19 protein-coding genes are annotated in these 18112 nt (G+C 41.5%); 10 read left to right on the top strand and 9 right to left on the bottom strand.

The genetic code is table 11. The features are described 5' to 3' along the window. The first annotated feature begins 2 nt into the window (after positions 1–2). The 7 genes from QSE00_RS02775 (at position 3) to QSE00_RS25145 (ending at position 6370) form a co-directional block, all read left to right on the top strand. Entirely contained in the window at positions 3–713 is a 711-nt protein-coding gene (locus tag QSE00_RS02775) for a hypothetical protein (RefSeq protein ID WP_286104798.1), read from the top strand. Then, positions 710–1429 (top strand): hypothetical protein, encoded by a 720-nt coding sequence (locus QSE00_RS02770; RefSeq protein ID WP_110356590.1) that lies wholly within the window; start codon positions 710–712, stop codon positions 1427–1429. The genes QSE00_RS02775 and QSE00_RS02770 overlap by 4 nt, the downstream gene beginning before the upstream one ends. A gap of 25 nt (positions 1430–1454) precedes the next feature. Continuing rightward, entirely contained in the window at positions 1455–2891 is a 1437-nt protein-coding gene (locus tag QSE00_RS02765) for a hypothetical protein (RefSeq protein ID WP_286104797.1), read from the top strand. Positions 2892–3103: 212 nt separating this feature from the next. Next, complete coding sequence (locus QSE00_RS02760; protein WP_286104796.1) at positions 3104–4252, top strand: gliding motility-associated C-terminal domain-containing protein; 1149 nt, start codon at positions 3104–3106, stop codon at positions 4250–4252. 280 nt (positions 4253–4532) lie between these two features. Further along, complete coding sequence (locus tag QSE00_RS02755) at positions 4533–5267, top strand: M15 family metallopeptidase (RefSeq protein ID WP_286104795.1); 735 nt, start codon at positions 4533–4535, stop codon at positions 5265–5267. A gap of 42 nt (positions 5268–5309) precedes the next feature. Further along, positions 5310–6077, top strand: coding sequence for a M48 family metalloprotease (locus QSE00_RS02750; RefSeq protein WP_110356586.1), 768 nt, complete (start codon positions 5310–5312; stop codon positions 6075–6077). A 125-nt stretch (positions 6078–6202) separates the two neighbouring features. Further along, complete coding sequence (locus tag QSE00_RS25145; RefSeq protein ID WP_309148926.1) at positions 6203–6370, top strand: DUF6747 family protein; 168 nt, start codon at positions 6203–6205, stop codon at positions 6368–6370. Between the two features lie 106 nt (positions 6371–6476). On the opposite strand, the gene QSE00_RS02745 is transcribed toward QSE00_RS25145, so the two are convergent. Next, a complete protein-coding gene (locus tag QSE00_RS02745; protein WP_110356585.1) occupies positions 6477–6875 on the bottom strand; it encodes an ankyrin repeat domain-containing protein in 399 nt (132 codons plus the stop codon). Between the two features lie 226 nt (positions 6876–7101). On the opposite strand from QSE00_RS02745, the gene gpmI reads away from it, so the two are divergent. The 3 genes from gpmI to QSE00_RS02730 all read left to right on the top strand — a co-directional run bounded on the left by gpmI (position 7102) and on the right by QSE00_RS02730 (position 10441). Continuing rightward, entirely contained in the window at positions 7102–8619 is a 1518-nt protein-coding gene (gpmI, locus tag QSE00_RS02740; RefSeq protein WP_110356584.1) for a 2,3-bisphosphoglycerate-independent phosphoglycerate mutase, read from the top strand. A gap of 78 nt (positions 8620–8697) precedes the next feature. Further along, a complete protein-coding gene (gene map, locus QSE00_RS02735; protein ID WP_110356583.1) occupies positions 8698–9516 on the top strand; it encodes a type I methionyl aminopeptidase in 819 nt (272 codons plus the stop codon). A 160-nt stretch (positions 9517–9676) separates the two neighbouring features. Further along, complete coding sequence (locus tag QSE00_RS02730; RefSeq protein WP_110356582.1) at positions 9677–10441, top strand: class I SAM-dependent methyltransferase; 765 nt, start codon at positions 9677–9679, stop codon at positions 10439–10441. Here QSE00_RS02730 and QSE00_RS02725 read toward each other — a convergent pair whose 3' ends face one another. The 8 genes from QSE00_RS02725 to QSE00_RS02690 form a co-directional block, all read right to left on the bottom strand. Then, on the bottom strand, positions 10442–11473 hold the full coding sequence (locus QSE00_RS02725; protein WP_286104794.1) for an FAD:protein FMN transferase: 1032 nt from the start codon (positions 11471–11473) through the stop codon (positions 10442–10444). Next, on the bottom strand, positions 11451–11810 hold the full coding sequence (locus tag QSE00_RS02720; RefSeq protein WP_286104793.1) for a Na(+)-translocating NADH-quinone reductase subunit F: 360 nt from the start codon (positions 11808–11810) through the stop codon (positions 11451–11453). The genes QSE00_RS02725 and QSE00_RS02720 overlap by 23 nt, the downstream gene beginning before the upstream one ends. 141 nt (positions 11811–11951) lie before the next feature. Then, positions 11952–13259 carry an NADH:ubiquinone reductase (Na(+)-transporting) subunit F gene (gene nqrF / locus QSE00_RS02715; RefSeq protein WP_110356579.1) on the bottom strand — a complete coding sequence of 436 codons (1308 nt, stop codon included), beginning with the start codon at positions 13257–13259 and terminating at the stop codon, positions 11952–11954. 2 nt (positions 13260–13261) lie between these two features. Then, positions 13262–13999: an NADH:ubiquinone reductase (Na(+)-transporting) subunit E gene (gene nqrE, locus QSE00_RS02710; protein ID WP_110356578.1), complete on the bottom strand. Its 738-nt coding sequence runs from the start codon at positions 13997–13999 to the stop codon at positions 13262–13264. Between the two features lie 24 nt (positions 14000–14023). Continuing rightward, a complete protein-coding gene (locus QSE00_RS02705; protein WP_110356577.1) occupies positions 14024–14671 on the bottom strand; it encodes an NADH:ubiquinone reductase (Na(+)-transporting) subunit D in 648 nt (215 codons plus the stop codon). 3 nt (positions 14672–14674) lie between these two features. Continuing rightward, on the bottom strand, positions 14675–15427 hold the full coding sequence (locus QSE00_RS02700) for a Na(+)-translocating NADH-quinone reductase subunit C (RefSeq protein WP_286104792.1): 753 nt from the start codon (positions 15425–15427) through the stop codon (positions 14675–14677). A 2-nt stretch (positions 15428–15429) separates the two neighbouring features. Further along, positions 15430–16698 carry an NADH:ubiquinone reductase (Na(+)-transporting) subunit B gene (locus QSE00_RS02695; protein ID WP_286104791.1) on the bottom strand — a complete coding sequence of 423 codons (1269 nt, stop codon included), beginning with the start codon at positions 16696–16698 and terminating at the stop codon, positions 15430–15432. A gap of 3 nt (positions 16699–16701) precedes the next feature. Then, positions 16702–18054, bottom strand: a complete 1353-nt coding sequence (locus QSE00_RS02690) for a Na(+)-translocating NADH-quinone reductase subunit A (RefSeq protein WP_110356574.1) — start codon at positions 18052–18054, stop codon at positions 16702–16704. Positions 18055–18112 lie beyond the last annotated feature (58 nt).

Raw genomic sequence — 18112 nt, 5'->3', positions numbered from 1 at the left:
AAATGATGAAGAGAATATTTAACCTGATCATATTATTTAATTGTATTATGGCCCTAGAGGCCCAGGTAGATGGCGAGCTGCTGTTGACCGTGCACAACCTTGATGCCACTGAATTGGCTGGTGTTACCGGTCCCAATACAGGTAGTTTGGCATTCAATAGCACTAGCAATTCCTTTACCAACTATGACGGTATTCAATGGACCCAAGCCACAACGGATGTATACCTAGGCGATATTAAGACAGGTTTTGGCAATTCGGACCAGGGTGGTTGGTACGTACTGGATGGAAGAAGAATCAATAGCCTGCCCTCCAATGCCAGAACGGCTGCCTCAGCCTTAGGATTTAGAAGAAGGCTGCCCAATGCCCAAGATAGGGTCCTTAAACAAAGTAACGGGAGTCAAGGTCTTGGTAACACCGGAGGTAGTAATCAAATATCATTGACCCAGGCAAATTTACCCAATGTAAATTTTTCTGGAACCACCTCAGCCAATGGGAACCATAACCACCGCGTGTCCGGTTATTTTAGTGATGAGAGAATAAGAAACAATGTTGATGCCTACAGAAATTTATTATTGGCAGGAGGTGGAACCATTTCCAGCACAGACGGCGATCACGATCACAGTTTTACGGTAAATAGTGGTGGGTCATCCAGTGGCATAAACCAATACCAACCCTTTATTGTGGTAAATACATTAATTTATTTAGGCGAATGAAACATAACTTATTAATTCTTCTGATAATCATTTTGGTGTTTCCCTATTCCAGGGCACAAACGCCGAGCGCCGAGGAATTGGTTACTATTCATTCCGTAGCCAATAGTACCGGCATGAACAGTATAAGCGGTGCCTCCGCCGGAGCTTTGGTATTTAATCTAGCCGATAAGAACCTATATATTTATGATGGAACAACTTGGCAGTTGGTTGGTGGCAACGGACCGGAAATTGGACGAACAAAACACAGTTTCCAAGCTACGGATCACGGTGGATGGTATTTACTTAATGGAAGATCGTTAACCAGCCTCTCCACTTCCGCAGCCAGTGCAGCCAATAGCATAGGGATTACAGGAAATCTCCCCAACGCCACGGACCGCGTCCTAAAACATCCAAAATCGGGGGAAAGCCCTGGCGATATAGGGGGCGAAGCTAGCACTACCCTAACCCAGGCCAACTTGCCCAATGTAAACTTTAGTGGTTCCACGAGTAATGATGGCAACCACAATCACGACTTTTCGGGCTATTTTTCCTGGGAATCCATCAGACATAGTGCTGATGCCTATAGGAATATTTTGCTTAGTGGAGGAAGTAACAATACCAATACCACGGGCAACCACACCCATACTGTAAATGTTAGCAGTGGAGGTTCCGATCAGCCTTTCGAACAGTATCAACCTTATTTGGTAGCAAATACCTTTATATATCTAGGCGTATAATTCAAAATAAATCTATCTGTAACCAATGACCAAAAGAATTGATCCTACCATTCCCAAAAATAATACCGCTCCCACTAATCCAAGGATTCGTGTGGTATACGCTTATATTATGGCTGTATTGTTTTTTGCTACCTCCTTTGTAACCCAGGCCCAAATAGACCCGGAATTACTATTGGGGCTGCATAGTGCCAGCACTACGGAGATGAATGCAATCAGCGGATCTATTACAGGCTCCATGCTCTACAATACCACAGATAAAAAAATATACTTTTACAATGGAACCAATTGGACAGCCCCCTCCAATGACAACTGGTTGTTGGACGGGAATACGGCAGTTGCAGGAGCCTCTTTTTTAGGAACTAAAAATGATGTGGCCATGGACATTAGGTCCAATAATACCAGCATTCTGAAATTTGGTCGTAGGCAAACCCTTGGATTGGTTCAAAATTATCCGGATTATACGGACCAAAATCAGTATTTAACCTACCTACAAGGGAACAATGGTGTATCTGCCCTTCAATTCCAGGCGGATGGGGCATCTTTTTACAAACCTATGTTCTTTACAAATTCTGATGGTAATTTTAGACTTAAGGGCAGTGCTGCCGGAACCGATTTATTTGAGATCGGATCTGCCGGCACTTCAAATAACGGAGAGGTAGAATTTATTATCGGCGACGACGGAGCGGAACCCTTTATCTTTAAACGATATGATTATAGGGATGGTTTGCTCAAAGAACTTTTCCGGGTACAGGGAAGTACCGATTCCCAAAATGCACTGCCCAGGGTAGGTGTCAATACCGGATCGCTTGCCAATTCAACCTTACAGGTAAACGGCTCCCTATCTACCGCCATTACCACTGCCGGAAGTAATCTAAGCCTGAACGAAAGCCATCATACCGTGGTGATAAATTCTAATATATCCATTACCCTCCCCGCGGCAAATGGAGCAACGGGTAGAGTATACGTCTTAAAAAATATTACACAGCAAACTTTGACCGTTGGTTCCTATATAAATGAATTGGGGGATCCAACTACCGAATTAACTCCCAAAACCGTTATCTGGTTACAGAGTGACGGGACCCAATGGCAATTGATCAATCGCCTGGGCGGTCTGAACGGAAATGGAGGCAGTGACCCTGACGGCACCTTGACCACAGATTTAACCGTTTATACCTTCCAGGATCAATGGAACAGCGGATTTCAATTACAATTCGGGAATAGGACCAATTCCCCAATAGATTACAGGATCGTAGTTGAAAATGTCCCCTATGATACCATCCCAAACCTAAATTTAGGCAACCATACCCATGAGGTAATAGATAACGGGAATGGTACCTATAACCATATATTTGGAAGCACACAGGCACTAGGGGCCTATGACAGTACCACCATAAGAGGATCCAGGGTTTCCCCCAGGGGCATTGGGGATAGCTGTAACTGTGTCTCATTTTATAAACTGTAACGAACTAAAAAATATTGAACATGTATCCAGTGAAGTTAATCAGGAAATACCCAGTTTTATAAGCTTTAGGCAGCTCAAAAATGATATATCATGAAAAAAAGGCCTGCCAGGTAAGAGTTAAAAGCAAATAATTGGATAAACACAACAAACAATGCTAAAGTCACCCATATTTCCAAAACCTTATGAACTGTATTAAAAACATATTTATTACAATGATATTCATAGGTGTATTGTTAGGTAATGCACAGGATGCAGTACATAACTATGGCAATATTCAAATCCATGAAACCGCCAAGGTAGGTTTCCATATGGACGTCATAAACGATGGCACCTTTGATGAAAATTTAGGGTTGGTGGGCTTTTATAGCGATAAGGACCCCTTGACCATCTCGGGAGGCTTTACCCCTGTTTTTTATGATTCCGAGGTGGCGGTGAATGACGGACTTTATCTTGAAACAAGCGTTGGGATACTTAATAATTTCAACTTTATAGACGGAGACGTATTTACACCTAGGGACCGCTCCAACGTATACCTAAACTTTTCCGATGATTCGTTTTATGTAGGAGAGGGAAACACTACCAAAATTGACGGTTATGGAGCTATTGCCAATAAGGACAGTTTTACTTTTCCCGTTGGCGATGAAGGCCGTGTTCGTCCCTTGACCATAACTTCGGAAAGCGTTAATGCCTTGGCCAAATGCGCTTATTTCTATGTTGGGCAGGATAAACTATCCAGTTTCAATGAAAATTTTGATCCGGGCATTAGGGATTTTAATGTAGCTGTAGTTAGCAACGAGGAATTTTGGCGCTTGGAAGGAGACACCCCTAGCACAGTTACTTTGAGCTGGGATAACAGGAGCAATATAAGTAATCTTGGAGAGTATATTAGTGACCTTATAGTGGTAGGCTGGAGTAAAAGTGAACAGAAATGGATGAACCTGGGAAATTCGGACTTGCAAGGGGAGTCTTCCTTTGGATCGTTAAGTTCGGATACCTTTGTTCCCAATGATTACGAAATAATTACAATTGGTGGGGCCCTTGATCTAAATGAAAGCCTTACCACCATAGAATTGGGCAATTATTTTTTAACACCCAATGGGGATGGCACCAACGATTACCTGGTAATTGACGGCATAGAGGAATCTCCCAACAATCTACTGCAAATCTTTAATAGATATGGTGTTTTGGTATATTACAAAGAAAACTATAACAACGAATTTGAAGGGATTTCCAACCGAAATATGTTGGTCAATGGCGATACAGGACTATCCTCGGGGGTATATTTTTACATTATAACCTTAAACAATTTAAAAATAAAACATCAGGGCTATTTGTACCTGTCCCAAAATTCGGAGAATTAATTTAAAGGACCGTTGCATACGCCTATTTGTTGTCCCCTTTTATCAGGGTAGAACAACAGTAAAGTATTACTTGTCCAAGGAAACCTGCCACCCTTACACCCCCTTACCCTTTGTCGTAATTCCACCCCGGTCCGAACCAAATCTTGCAGAAATTAAGTAACTTTATAATTTCAATTTTATCCATAGGTCCCAAATTATATGGCAAATTATCCATTCAATGTAAAACGTGGCAGAATTTTTGGGGTATTTGGAGTGCTTATAATTAAATAATTATTACGCTATGCAAAGAAGATCTTTTATTAAAAAAAGTAGCTATACCGGAATAGCGCTTTCACTATTGCCAAGCCTCACGCTATCCCAGGATACAATTTATTCCGTAGACGAACTAATGGGCAAAGTGGATATTGAACTATACGGCAAGGACATCAACCTGAGAAAGGAAGCCCATGACGCCTTTGTAGAGATGAAAAGGGCAGCCTATAGTGATGGTATGGATCTAAAAATTGTATCCAGTTATCGTAATTTTTATCGTCAGGAGGGTATTTGGGAACGTAAATATTTACAATATACCGAGGAAAAAGGGATGACCAAATTAGGTGCCATTGAAAAAATTATAGAATATTCTACCATCCCGGGCACCAGTAGACATCATTGGGGAACGGACATAGACATCATTGACGGCTATCCAAAGACCACAGGGGACGTGTTGGTACCCGAAAAATTTGAGGAAGGCGGTCCCTTCGCGCTTTTAAAAAAATGGATGGACGACAATGCAAACAAATATGGCTTCTATTTAGTGTATACCGATAACCCCAAAAGAAAGGGATTTAAATACGAACCATGGCATTATAGCTATGCTCCTATTTCCATCCCCATGCTAAAGTCCTTTAGACGAAAGAATATTTTTAAACTGCTGTTGGAGGAAGATATCATTGGAAAGGAAAACTTCACCTCAGGATTTCTTAAAGGCTATATTCAGAACAATATTTTAGACATTAACCCAGACCTTCTCTAAATAGTTTTTTGTAATTTCATAACTATACCATAAAAAACACAGATGAGAAGAGGTAGTTGGAAAATTAGGATATTCATAGGCTTGGCAATCGTGGCCTTCGCTTTTGTACAGCGCTGCAATAACAGGGAGGAAAACCCTTATACCGGTAGGGTCCAGAACATAAACATGAGTACGGATCAAGAAGTAGCCATTGGCCTGCAAAGTGCTCCCGAGGTGGCCCAACAATATGGCGGTCTATATCCTGATGAACGACTACAGTCTTTTGTAGATCAGTTGGGAAATAAACTGGTAAACAATAGTATTGCCAGGGAAACACCATATAAGTATGATTTTCATTTATTGGCAGATGAGCAGACCATCAATGCCTTTGCCCTACCCGGTGGACCTGTTTTTGTAACCTACGCCCTCTTCTCCCAATTGAACGAAGCACAACTCGCCGGAGTATTAGGACATGAGATTGGGCATGTAATTGGTAGGCACTCTGCAGAAAGAATTGCGGATAGCAACTTTTGGCAGACCATAAGCATGGGAGCATCGGTAGGTGCCGATGCTGGTGGAATTGTCAATAGCATTGGCCAAAACACCCTCTTGACCAACGGCAGGGACGATGAATTGGAAAGCGATGAACTAGGGGTGCTTTTTATGATACAATCCGGTTACGACCCCTATGAAATGATCAAGGTAATGGAAATACTAAAAGCTGCCGGTGGACCCAATAGAGTCCCCGAGTTTCAGAGTACACATCCGGACCCCGATAATAGAATTGAACGGATAAAAGAAGCCATTGAGCGAATTAAAGGGCAACAATAACCAATTTCCCTTTCCAAGATTAGTATTTAAGTCGATTATTAGTATATTGCACCAGATCCAAATCTTATTACCTAGAAAACTTTACCCCTTATAGCTTTGATTTACAATCATCTAAATGAGACTATATGGGAACTTTATTACATTTTAAGAACATTTATTTAGCGGCATTCGAAAATTGTAAACCAGAATTTGTAGTAGTATTTTTAAAGATCTACTCCGTTTTCTGTGTGGCAATGTTATCCATGGCACTCTATGCATTTGCATTTAGAGCCTTTACCGGATTTGAATTCTAGATCATCAAGATTTGCTCTTTTACCTGAACACTATAAAGCAAATTGAAGCAATAAAAAAACCTATCGATTATTTTCGATAGGTTTTTTTTAAATGCATGCACTACAACTATTTCTTCTGTAGGCTGGCATTGATTACTTCCAGGGCCTCGGTGGCATTGGACAGTTCTGCGTGTTTTTTTGCGTTGTAACCATTATCGCACTTAATTTTAAGATCGGCTCCATTGGCAATAAGGAGTTCCAAAATCTCAACCTTATTGTAACGTGCGGCAAAGATGGCAGGTGTTTTTCCCAAAGATTTTTGGTTAACATCCTCACCTAACTCAATTAGTCGCTTTACGGTTTCCAAATCCCCCTTAATGATAGCCTTGCAGAAAGAGCTTAGATCACCCGGGTTGCCAAATAAAGCCGTTTCATTAATAGCATAGATACTGTTACTACTTTCAGCGCGAACGCCCGCAACCATAAACAATAATGCCATGGTGACTGTTAAGACTGTTTTTCTCATGATGAATAAGATTAATAAGTTGTTATTGATTACCATAACAGACTCCATTTGGTTAAATTTGTTTCACTTTTTTGGGTTAAATAACAAAATTTTAACAAAAAGCCTTCTTTTGACCCATCACTTAAAAAATAATCTTCAAGGGGCCTAAAATTTTCAAAAAAGCTGTCCCAAATTCTAGCAATCCAAATACAATAGTTATATTTTTGACATCACCAATAAACAAATCATGAATAAAAAAGTAATTTTAATGATTTTGGATGGATGGGGTAAATCCCCAGACCCTAAAGTCTCCGCTATAGACAATGCCAACACCCCCTTTATAGACTCCCTTTATACCAAATACGCCAATTCCAATCTCTTGACCGACGGAATGAATGTAGGATTGCCGGAAGGACAAATGGGCAACAGTGAGGTAGGCCATATGAACCTGGGTGCCGGCCGAATTGTATACCAAGATCTGGCAAAGATAAACTTGGCTATCGATCAGGATACCTTAAAGGATGAGCAGGTGCTAAAAGATGCACTACTTTATGCCAAAAACAATGATAAACCGGTCCATTTCCTAGGATTGTTGAGTGACGGGGGCGTACATAGCCACACCTCACACCTCAGGGGGCTTATTGATGCCAGCGAAAGTTACGGCCTTAAGAACACATTTATCCACGCCTTTAGTGATGGCAGGGACGTAGACCCCAAAAGTGGGATAGGGTATGTGGAAGCATTAAACAAATATTGCTCCGATAAGAATGCCAAGTTGGCCAGTGTTATTGGCCGCTATTATGCCATGGACAGGGATAAAAGATGGGAACGGGTAAAATTGGCCTACGACCTATTGGTGAATGGTGAGGGCCAAAAAACAAAAAATATTGAAGAATCCATATTGGCCAGTTATGAATCCGGTATTACGGATGAGTTCCTAAAACCTTTATTGGTCACTGATGATGAAGGATCCCCTTTATCCACAATTAAAAATGGTGATGTAGTTATCTTTTTCAATTTTAGGACAGACCGTGGCAGGGAACTTACCCAAGTGCTTAGTCAAGAGGACATGCACGAACTAAACATGCACAAACTGGATCTATACTATGTAACCATGACCAATTACGATGATTCCTATAAGGGAGTGAAAGTAATTTATGACAAGGATAATATTAGTGAAACTTTAGGGGAAACCTTGGCCAAAGCCCACAAAAAACAGATTAGGATTGCGGAGACCGAAAAATATCCCCATGTAACCTTCTTTTTTAATGGTGGCAGGGAAATTCCTTTTGAAGGGGAACAACGAATTTTATGTCCGTCACCCAAGGTAGCTACCTATGATTTAAAGCCAGAGATGAGCGCCTACGAGATAAGGGATGCCATCATTCCGGAATTGAACAAAGGCGAGGTGGATTTTGTTTGTCTCAATTTTGCCAACCCCGATATGGTAGGCCATACCGGAGATATGCAAGCCGCCATTAAGGCCTGTGAAACCGTGGATAGCTGTGCGGAATCGGTAATAACGGCAGCCTTGGCAAACGGTTATACCACCTTGGTCATTGCGGATCATGGAAATTGCGAGACCATGGTAAATCCGGACGGTAGCCCCAATACGGCACACACCACCAATCCAGTTCCCTTAATTTTGGTGGACAAGGAATTAAAGACTATAAAAGATGGGGTTTTAGGTGATATTGCACCAACCATCCTTAAGCTGATGGGGGTTCCACAACCGGCCTTAATGACAAGAAAACCCTTGGTATAATAATTTTTGAAATTTCAATACATTTGCCAGTACCCCCAAAGGTGAATTTTTAAAAGTATTGTTTTACATTTGCAATCTATGATAAAGATCAAGACTCTAGAAGAGATCGAATTAATGCGCGAAAGTGCATTGATCGTAAGCAAGACCTTGGGAATGTTGGCCAGTGAGGTAAAGCCGGGTGTAACCACCTTACAGCTGGACAGTTTGGCGGAAGCTTTTATAAGGGATCACGGAGGTGTCCCAGGTTTTTTGGGATTGTACGATTTTCCCAACTCCCTGTGCATGAGTCCCAATGCCCAGGTAGTTCACGGAATTCCCAACAACACCCCTCTTGTTGAAGGCGATATTATCTCTATAGATTGTGGAGTCCTTAAAAACGGATTCTATGGCGATCATGCCTACACCTTTGAGGTTGGGGAAGTTGAGGCCGAAACAAAAAAATTATTACAGGTCACCAAAGAATCCCTTTACGCAGGAATTCGTGAATTTAAGGTTGGAAATCGAGTAGGCGATGTAGGTTACGCCATTCAACAATATACAGAAAGCCAGGGTTATGGCGTTGTTAGGGAACTGGTCGGTCACGGATTGGGCAGGGAAATGCACGAAGATCCCGAAATGCCCAACTATGGCAAACGGGGAAGGGGCAAGAAATTTGTGGAAGGCATGGTAGTGGCCATAGAGCCCATGATTAATTTGGGCACTAGAAGAATAAAACAACTAAAGGACGGTTGGACCATTCTAACGGCCGATAATAAACCAAGCGCACATTTTGAGCATGATGTAGCCATCATTGATGGAAAACCAGAGATATTATCCACCTTTGCCTATATCTATGAGGCCTTGGGGATACAAAGTGATGAGGAAGCGGAGTTCCGCCAAAAGGCATTGGTGCTTTAACACTATAGGGGCTTCTTCAGGCTGTAACAAGTAAAGGACTACAGTACCACATATCTTTCTAGGTCAAAGAGTGCCATGGGCGTATAAAGCCATTAAAAATTACCTCTTGATAAATTTTGGTGAATTTCCTTTATTTCTATGGTAAATCCAGTAAAGCACTTTGAAAAAATTATTTAAATACATCTTAAATACCATCCCCCGGCCCATTCTTATTAAATTAAGCTATTGGGTGCGTCCCATTATGGCCCTTGGCATGCGGGGCGATCGATATACCGACCCCATTGATGGAAAAAAATTCAAAAGCTTTCTCCCCTATGGTTATGAACATCCCAGGGAAAATGTATTATCGCCCTCTACCCTATCTTTGGAACGGCATCGCTTATTGTGGCTCTATTTGAAAAATGAGACCAATTTTTTTACGGACCACCTTAAGGTCTTGCACTTTGCTCCCGAACAAGCCTTTTACAAAAGGTTCAGAAACCTAAAGAACATATCCTACACCACCACCGATCTAAATTCGCCCCTGGCCGATGTAAAAGCGGATATATGCAATCTTCCCTTCCCCGAAAATTCCTTTGACGTCATATTTTGCAACCATGTGCTGGAACATATTCCCGATGACACCCAAGCAATGAAAGAAATGTACAGGGTACTAAAACCTGGAGGATGGGGCATTTTTCAAATCCCACAAGACTTGAATAGGGCCGTTACCTATGAGGATAATAGTATAACGGACAAAAAGGAAAGGGCCAAAATATTCGGCCAGTACGACCATGTCCGAATTTACGGAAGGGATTACTTTGCAAAGCTTAGATCTGTAGGCTTTAAGGTAGTGGAAGTTGATTACACCAAAAAGCTATCCGATGCCGAAGTGGACCATTTTAGATTGGCCAAAGGTGAGATTATCCCCTTGGTTGCCAAATAACTACTCCAAGATATTCTCCTTAAAACCGTTGGTCATATATTCCAAGACCTTTCCCTCTGGGTCCAAATAGATAATATAGCCTTCCAATTCTTTATGTTGTGCCAATATTGTTTTTGTTTTCTCCAAATCCATGGCCATAAAAGAAGTGGCAAAGGCATCGGCAGTGGCACAATCATTTGCCATTACACTTGCTGCCAGGATATTTGAATTCTTGGTATAACCAGTTTTGGGATCGATGGTATGGACATATTTGGCACCGGTTTCTGGATCAATTTTGAATTTTCTATAATTTCCAGAGGACGCCATGGCAATGTCTTTCATATACAAAGTTCTTTTATAGGTCCTGCTTTCCTCCATCATGGGATCATCAATGGCCACTACCCATCTTTTTCCCTTGATCCTGTTCTCCCCTTGTGCCACCAACTCGCCCCCTACTTCGACCAAAAAATGGGCAATACCTTTATTCCTTAACAAAACTGCCAGACGATCTACCGCATAACCTTTGGCTATGGCGTTAAAATCGAAATAGATGGCAGGGTCCGCTTTTTTGATCCTATGGTCCAAATTAATGGCCACTTTGTTGAAACCCACGTAATCCAAAAGGCTATCTACCTTAGTACTGTCCATTTTCAACTCCGCACCTGGGCCAAAGCCCCAGGCGTTCACCAAAACCCCTACGGTTGGATCAAAATAACCATCCGTGGCTTCAAATACTTTGGCAGAAAGCTCAAAGACCTCCCTGAACATTGCATCCACAACAATGGTGGAATCCCCTGCATTTATTCTTGAGATGTCGGAAGTGGGTATGTAAGTGGACATCGACTGATTTAAAACTTGAAAAAGGGAATCTATTTCCCGTTCAAAATTCAATTCAGACTTGGACAAATAAGTGATGTTGTAGGAAGTTCCAAGAGCCGAGCCAGAACTCACATTCTTTACCCATTTAGTCTCACTGCTCCCACACCCTGCCCCCAACAGTATTAAAAAAAATAATGCTATACGGAATCCTTTATATTTTGATAAGTCCATCATATTCCAACACATAAGCTTCATTAAGATAAACCGGTAGGCTTCTATCCTCCGCATTGTAGAGACCAACCCCGGCATAATAGGCCTCACCGTTTTGGGCAAGGGCATGATCCTTAATTTTCTGCATTAGGGACCTGTCGTATTCCCTTGGATCCTGTGGATGCGGCACAGAGCGCACCACTATAAAAAATAACTTTTTATCCTTAAGACAGACAAACTGTGGATTGCGTTTGGGTTTGCTATTAACTCCCATAAACTCGAATCCTTCGGCTTCCAATTGTTTTCCAACAATGTTCATCGCCAAATTGTGCAATTCCTGTTCCGTTAAGGGCGTACTCATTGTCTTTACTTTAAGTTCCTACACCAAAAACAAATTCTGGCCTATTCACAACATGCTTATAAAAAAAACCTGTCAGGTTTTGAAAACCTGACAGGTCTATAATTAGACCTTCAAGGTCTTGGAATTCAGGAAGGTTATAGATTAACCTCCAAAATCGTCAAATCTAATATGTTCATCAGGGATTCCGAAATCCTCTCCCATTTTTTGAACAGCCTTGTTCATCAATGGCGGTCCACAGAAATACAATTCTATATCTTCCGGCGATTCGTGATGGTTCAAATAATTTTCTATTACACAGTTGTGAATAAATCCTACGAAACCATCTCCTGGCGCATCAATGTTCTCTTTCACTTTCCAGTTGTCCTCTGGCAAGGGCTCGGATAGTGCCAAATAGAATTTGAAGTTTGGAAACTCCTTTTCCAGTTTGTAAAAATGATCCAAATAAAACAATTCGCGCTTAGACCTACCTCCGTACCAATAGGTAACTTTTCTGTTGGTCTTTAAGGTGTTGAACAGGTGATATAAATGCGAACGCATTGGCGCCATTCCTGCACCACCACCAACATACAGCATCTCTGAATCGGATTCGTTGATAAAGAACTCACCGTAAGGTCCGGAAATTACCACAGGGTCTCCTTTTTTCAAATTGAAGATATAGGAAGATGCAATCCCGGGATTTACATCCATCCAACCGTTTTTGGCCCTATCCCATGGTGGGGTTGCAATACGAACGTTCAACATAATCTCCCTTCCTTCAGCAGGATAAGAGGCCATTGAATAGGCTCTTTCCACAGTTTCAGGATTCTTCATGACCAGAGGCCATAGGTTAAACTTATCCCATTCTGCCTGAAACTTATCAGGGGTTTCGTGCTCTTCCGGATGCGCGGTGATATCCATTTCAGAGAATTTCACCTCACATGGGGGAATTTCAATCTGAATATATCCACCGGCCTTATACCCCATATCTTCAGGAATTTCAACAACAAATTCCTTAATAAAGGAAGCTACGTTGTAATTACGAACCACTGTTCCCTGCCATTTTTTAATTCCGAAAACTTCTTCTGGAATAGTGATTTCCATATCCTGTTTCACTTTCACCTGACAGGCCAAACGAGCGCCATGGTTCAATTCCTTTTTGGAAAAATGTGGCGTTTCTGTTGGAAGGGCTTCCCCTCCACCGGAAAGTACGTGACATTCACACTGAATACAGGTTCCTCCGCCTCCACAGGCAGAAGGAAGAAATATTTTTTGGTTCCCCAAAGTGGACAACAGGGACCCCCCTGAACCTACTTCAATTTTCTTTTCACCATTAATCGTAATGGTTACCGGGCCTGATGGGGATAATTTCTCCTTGGTAAACAGTAATAATGCCACCAATAATAACAATAGTATTAAAAAAGCAACTACCGTTATCAGTATTGTTCCAATTGTACTTGTAGCTAAAATCATTTTTACTCGTTTATTATAGCGTTGTTATAAGAAACCGTATTTTCTTTGGTTTCCTCAATTATTTTATCTTCCTCTACCTTTTGGGCCGTATTCTGCTCTACTTCTTTTGGAGCTTCATCACCACCTGTCAACATACCGCCAAAACTCATAAAACCAATAGCCATAAGTCCAGTGATTATAAAGGTAATCCCAAGACCCCTGAGTGGGGCAGGAACATTGGAGTATCTGATTTTTTCACGAATGGCAGCAATGGCCAAAATAGCCAAAAACCAGCCAATTCCAGAACTTAGTCCGTAATTGAAGGCCAGTCCCAAGGTTTGGATATCCCTGGACTGCATAAACAACGAACCTCCCAAGATGGCACAGTTAACAGCAATAAGCGGTAAAAATATACCCAATGAATTATAAAGTGCAGGGGAAAATTTCTCCACAACGATCTCTACCAATTGCACCATAGTTGCTATGGTAGCTATAAAGAGTATAAAAGATAAAAAGCTTAGGTTATAATCGGCGTACTCAGGTCCCAACCAGGCCAAGGCCCCATCCCGTAACAGATACTGATCCAACAACCAGTTTAGGGGAACCGTTACCGCCAATACAAAGATCACAGCTGCTCCAAGACCAACTGCAGTAGTCACTTTTTTAGAAACGGCAAGGTAGGAACACATTCCTAAGAACGTGGCAAATACCATATTATCTATAAATATGGATTTAAAAAATAATTCTACATGTTCTAACATAACATTCTATACTTATGATGACTACTAGTTTTCCTCTATTAAAGCTTTGTTGCGTGAACGTTGCACCCATATAATGAGGCCAACAACGATCAGGGCCATGGGGGACAACAACATAAATCCGTTGTTCTCATATCCAATGGCATATAAACCTGTTTTTTCAATGGGATCTCCCAAGACCTTATACCCAAGTAATGTACCTGAGCCCAATAGTTCCCTAAAAAATCCAATTATGATCAATATTAAACCATATCCGGCAGAATTCCCTATACCATCCAAGAAGGACCTCCAAGGTCCGTTGGCCAAGGCGAAGGCTTCAAAACGCCCCATAATGATACAGTTGGTTATGATAAGCCCTACGAAAACAGAAAGTGTTTTACTCAATTCGTAAGCAAAGGCCTTTAGCACCTGATCTACCATAATTACAAGGGCGGCAACAACCACCAATTGTACAATAATTCTAATTTTGGACGGTATAATGTTCCGCATTAAGGAAATAACGACATTTCCCATGCCCAATACGAACATAACCGATAGGGCCATTACTATGGACGCCTTTAATTCTGCTGTAATTGCCAAGGCGGAACAAATTCCCAATACCTGGATGGTAATAGGGTTATTATCGGCCAATGGGTCTAATATTAGACTCGTATCTTTTTTTGAAAGTAGTGCCATAGTTTAATTTTTAGCTCTTATTGATTCCAAATAGGATTTATATAATTTTACGCTTTCCTTAATCATTGCGGAGAGGCCGTTACCGGTAATGGTTGCTCCTGCCAATGCATCAACTTCATTATCATCCTTGATTTCATTGGTTGGGTCGTTATTTCCCTTGGCAACTGCAATTCCCGCATATTCAGTACCCTTTAATATGGATTCTCCTGCAAAATCGTCCATAAAATAGCGCTGTTTGATATTGGCTCCCAAGCCCGGGGTTTCTCCCTTATGGTCAAAATACACGCCTTTTACCACTAAATTATTATCCAGGGCAACGAATCCCCATATAGCATCCCAAAGACCTTTGCCCCTCATAGGAATGATATAATACTTTGATCCGTCCTTTTCTCCAATAAACAAGGGCAACTTTCTTGTTTTGCCGGCTTTGGCCTCGGTTTCCTGTTTCTTAAGGTCTATTAGATAGGCATTGTCATCCTTTGTAATCTTATCCCCTTCAATGACCAATTGTTCCTTGATATATTTTTTAAATTCCCCGGCGACCTTATCGGTAGAAACAAAATTGACACTTCCTTCGTCCTCATTTTCGTTTACGCCCATGGCATAAAGAATATTCTGTTGCTTCTCCAGTCTTTCGTTCTCCTGGATCTTTTCACTCAAAGAGGAGGCAAAAAATGCCAAAAGAGACCCAACAATGACCACCATAATGGCGGCGAAAATAACGGTGTAACTATTTTTATCTGTATTAACTGCCATGATTATACTGTTTCTGCTTTTAATTCCTGTGCTTTTCCTTCTCCGTCCCTGGGCAAAATAGTAGCGTTCTTAGCCCGCTTCAATCTTTTATTTATATTCCCCCTAACCACATAGTGATCAATAGTTGGGGCAAAAACGTTCATCAACAAAATAGCCAGGAATACGCCTTCTGGATAAGCAGGGTTGAATACCCTTATCAATACCGAAATAAATCCTATAAAGAATCCATAATACCATTTGCCCTTATTGGTCTGTGCACCGGTAACCGGATCGGTTGCCATATATACTATACCAAAGGCCAAACCACCCACGATCAAATGCTGCCAAAATGCAAAACTCATTAATCCGTAGAACTTACTTGTTTCGGTTATCCAGCCCGCATCTACCACTCCGTTAAAGATAAGACCCATAATCAGGGCTCCTATTACGGCACTCACCATAATTCTCCAACTGGCAATCTTACTATAGATCAAGAACAGTCCGCCCAACAAAATAAGTATTGTAGAGGTTTCCCCAACAGATCCCGGAATAAATCCAAAAAACATATCCGAAACGGAATAAGACATTTCTGCCTCCTTACCCTGAGCCAAATAACCCAAAATGGTTTCCCCGGAAATAGCGTCCGGGCCACCGGCCAGGTCCACCGCCTGATGCACCCACACCTTATCCCCACTCATCCAGGTGGGATAGGCAAAGAATAAGAATGCCCTAATGGTAAGCGCAGGGTTCAAAATATTCATTCCCGTACCTCCAAAAACTTCTTTCCCGATAACCACTCCAAATACTACGGCCACGGCCAACATCCACAAGGGGGTATCTATAGGTACGATCAAGGGAACCAACATACCGGTAACCAAATATCCTTCCTCCACCTCATGGCCTTTAATTACGGCAAACAAGAATTCTACCGCCAGTCCAACCGCATAGGAAACGATTACCAAAGGCAGCACGGTCCATGCCCCCATAATAAAATTCTCCCAAGTAAGGAAGTTACCAAACAGGGAAGCTTGCCTTACAACGCCATTGGCAGCATCCACAGCTGCATAGTGCTGATAACCCGCATTGAAAATTCCAAATATAAGCACAGGCACCAAAGCCAAGATCACCGTATTCATCGTACGCTTAAGATCATCCACGGCACGTACATGGGACCCAGAATGTGTAGTTTCGTTGGGAGCATACAAAAAGGTATGGATTGCATTGAATGCAGGGGCCATTTTTTTACCCTTGTACTTCTCCTTTAGGTTATGTAAATTACTTTTTAAGCTCATCTTTTATCCTATTTCTTTATATAATAAATCCAACCCTTCCCTAATAATCTGCTGATGGGGCTGTTTAGAGATGCAAATAAATTCTGTAAGTGAAAAATCTTCGGGAGCAACTTCGTAAAGACCCAACTGTTCCATTTCATCCAAGTCCTTCACCATACAAGCTTTTAGAAGTTGTAAGGGGTATATATCCATTGGAAAAACCTCTTCGTACAATCCCGTTACCACAAATGCCCTGTGTTCACCATTGGTATTGGTATCCAAATCGTATTTCTTTTTGGGCTGCAACCAAGAGAAGGTCAAGGCCCTTGTTGAAGATATTTTATTGAAAACAGGCTTGTTCCATCCAAAAAATTCGTAATCATCCCCTTCGGGAATTGCCGTTACGGTATTGTTATAATGCCCTAAATACCCATCCGGTTTTGTTTTCGAACCTGTAAGGACATCCCCATTGATCACCCTGAAGTTTTCGGTATTCACACCACTGGCATATAGAAAGGTGGCTATTTCCGACCCTATTCTGGTAGTGTAATATTTTGGAGCCTTAACGCTAGACCCAACCAGGGCCACGACCCTTTCAGGATTATATCGTCCCGTTATCAGAAGCTCCCCTATAATTACAAGGTCCTGTGGCGTTATTGTCCAAACCACTTCACCTTTGTTAATGGGGTCTATTTTATTGATCTGGGTACCTACCAGACCTGCTGGATGGGGACCGGAAACCTTATGTATTTCAGCTCCTTCCATTTTGGAAAAAATAGACTCTTTACCTTTGCCAACAGAGACATGTACCTTTCCGGGAGTTAATTTTCCCAGGACAGTAATTGCTGCCTGAATTTCATTTTCCTTACCCTTTAATGCGTAATCCAAATCGGCCGCCATAGGACTGGTAACATATGCCGAAATAAATATGGCCTTAGGGGTTACACTTGGGTTCGCAATAATATCATAAGGTCTTTGCTTAATAAAAGGCCAACACCCAGATTTTAAAAGCAACGCCTTCACCTCCTCAGCTTTGGCGCTTTTAGGGGACAAAGGTGCATGGGACACAAATTCCTGGCTTTTGTCCGCCAATATTTTCAATGTTAAAATTCTTCTTCTCGCACCTCTCACTACCTCAACCAATTCTCCGCTAACAGGGGAAACAAAAAGCATCTCTTCTACATTTTTATTGTAAAAAAGTGGCTCTCCCGCCTTTACTTCAGCTCCTTGCTTAACTAATAATTTAGGTGTAATTCCGTGAAAATCCTGAAGATTGATTGCATAAACATTACTTAAAACAGCTTTGGAAGTGGTCTTTTCCGCATCACCAATAAGATTAATGTTCAAGCCTTTTTTAATTCGGATGTCTTTAGACATATTTAGTAGACCTTAGGTTATCAAAATTTCGAGCAAATTTACTACTTAATAGAAAGTT

This window comes from Arenibacter flavimaris, assembly GCF_030291335.1.
Lineage (GTDB): Bacteria > Bacteroidota > Bacteroidia > Flavobacteriales > Flavobacteriaceae > Arenibacter.
The sequence above is the reverse complement of the archived record's forward strand: the minus strand, read 5'-3'. Positions and strand labels throughout refer to the sequence as shown.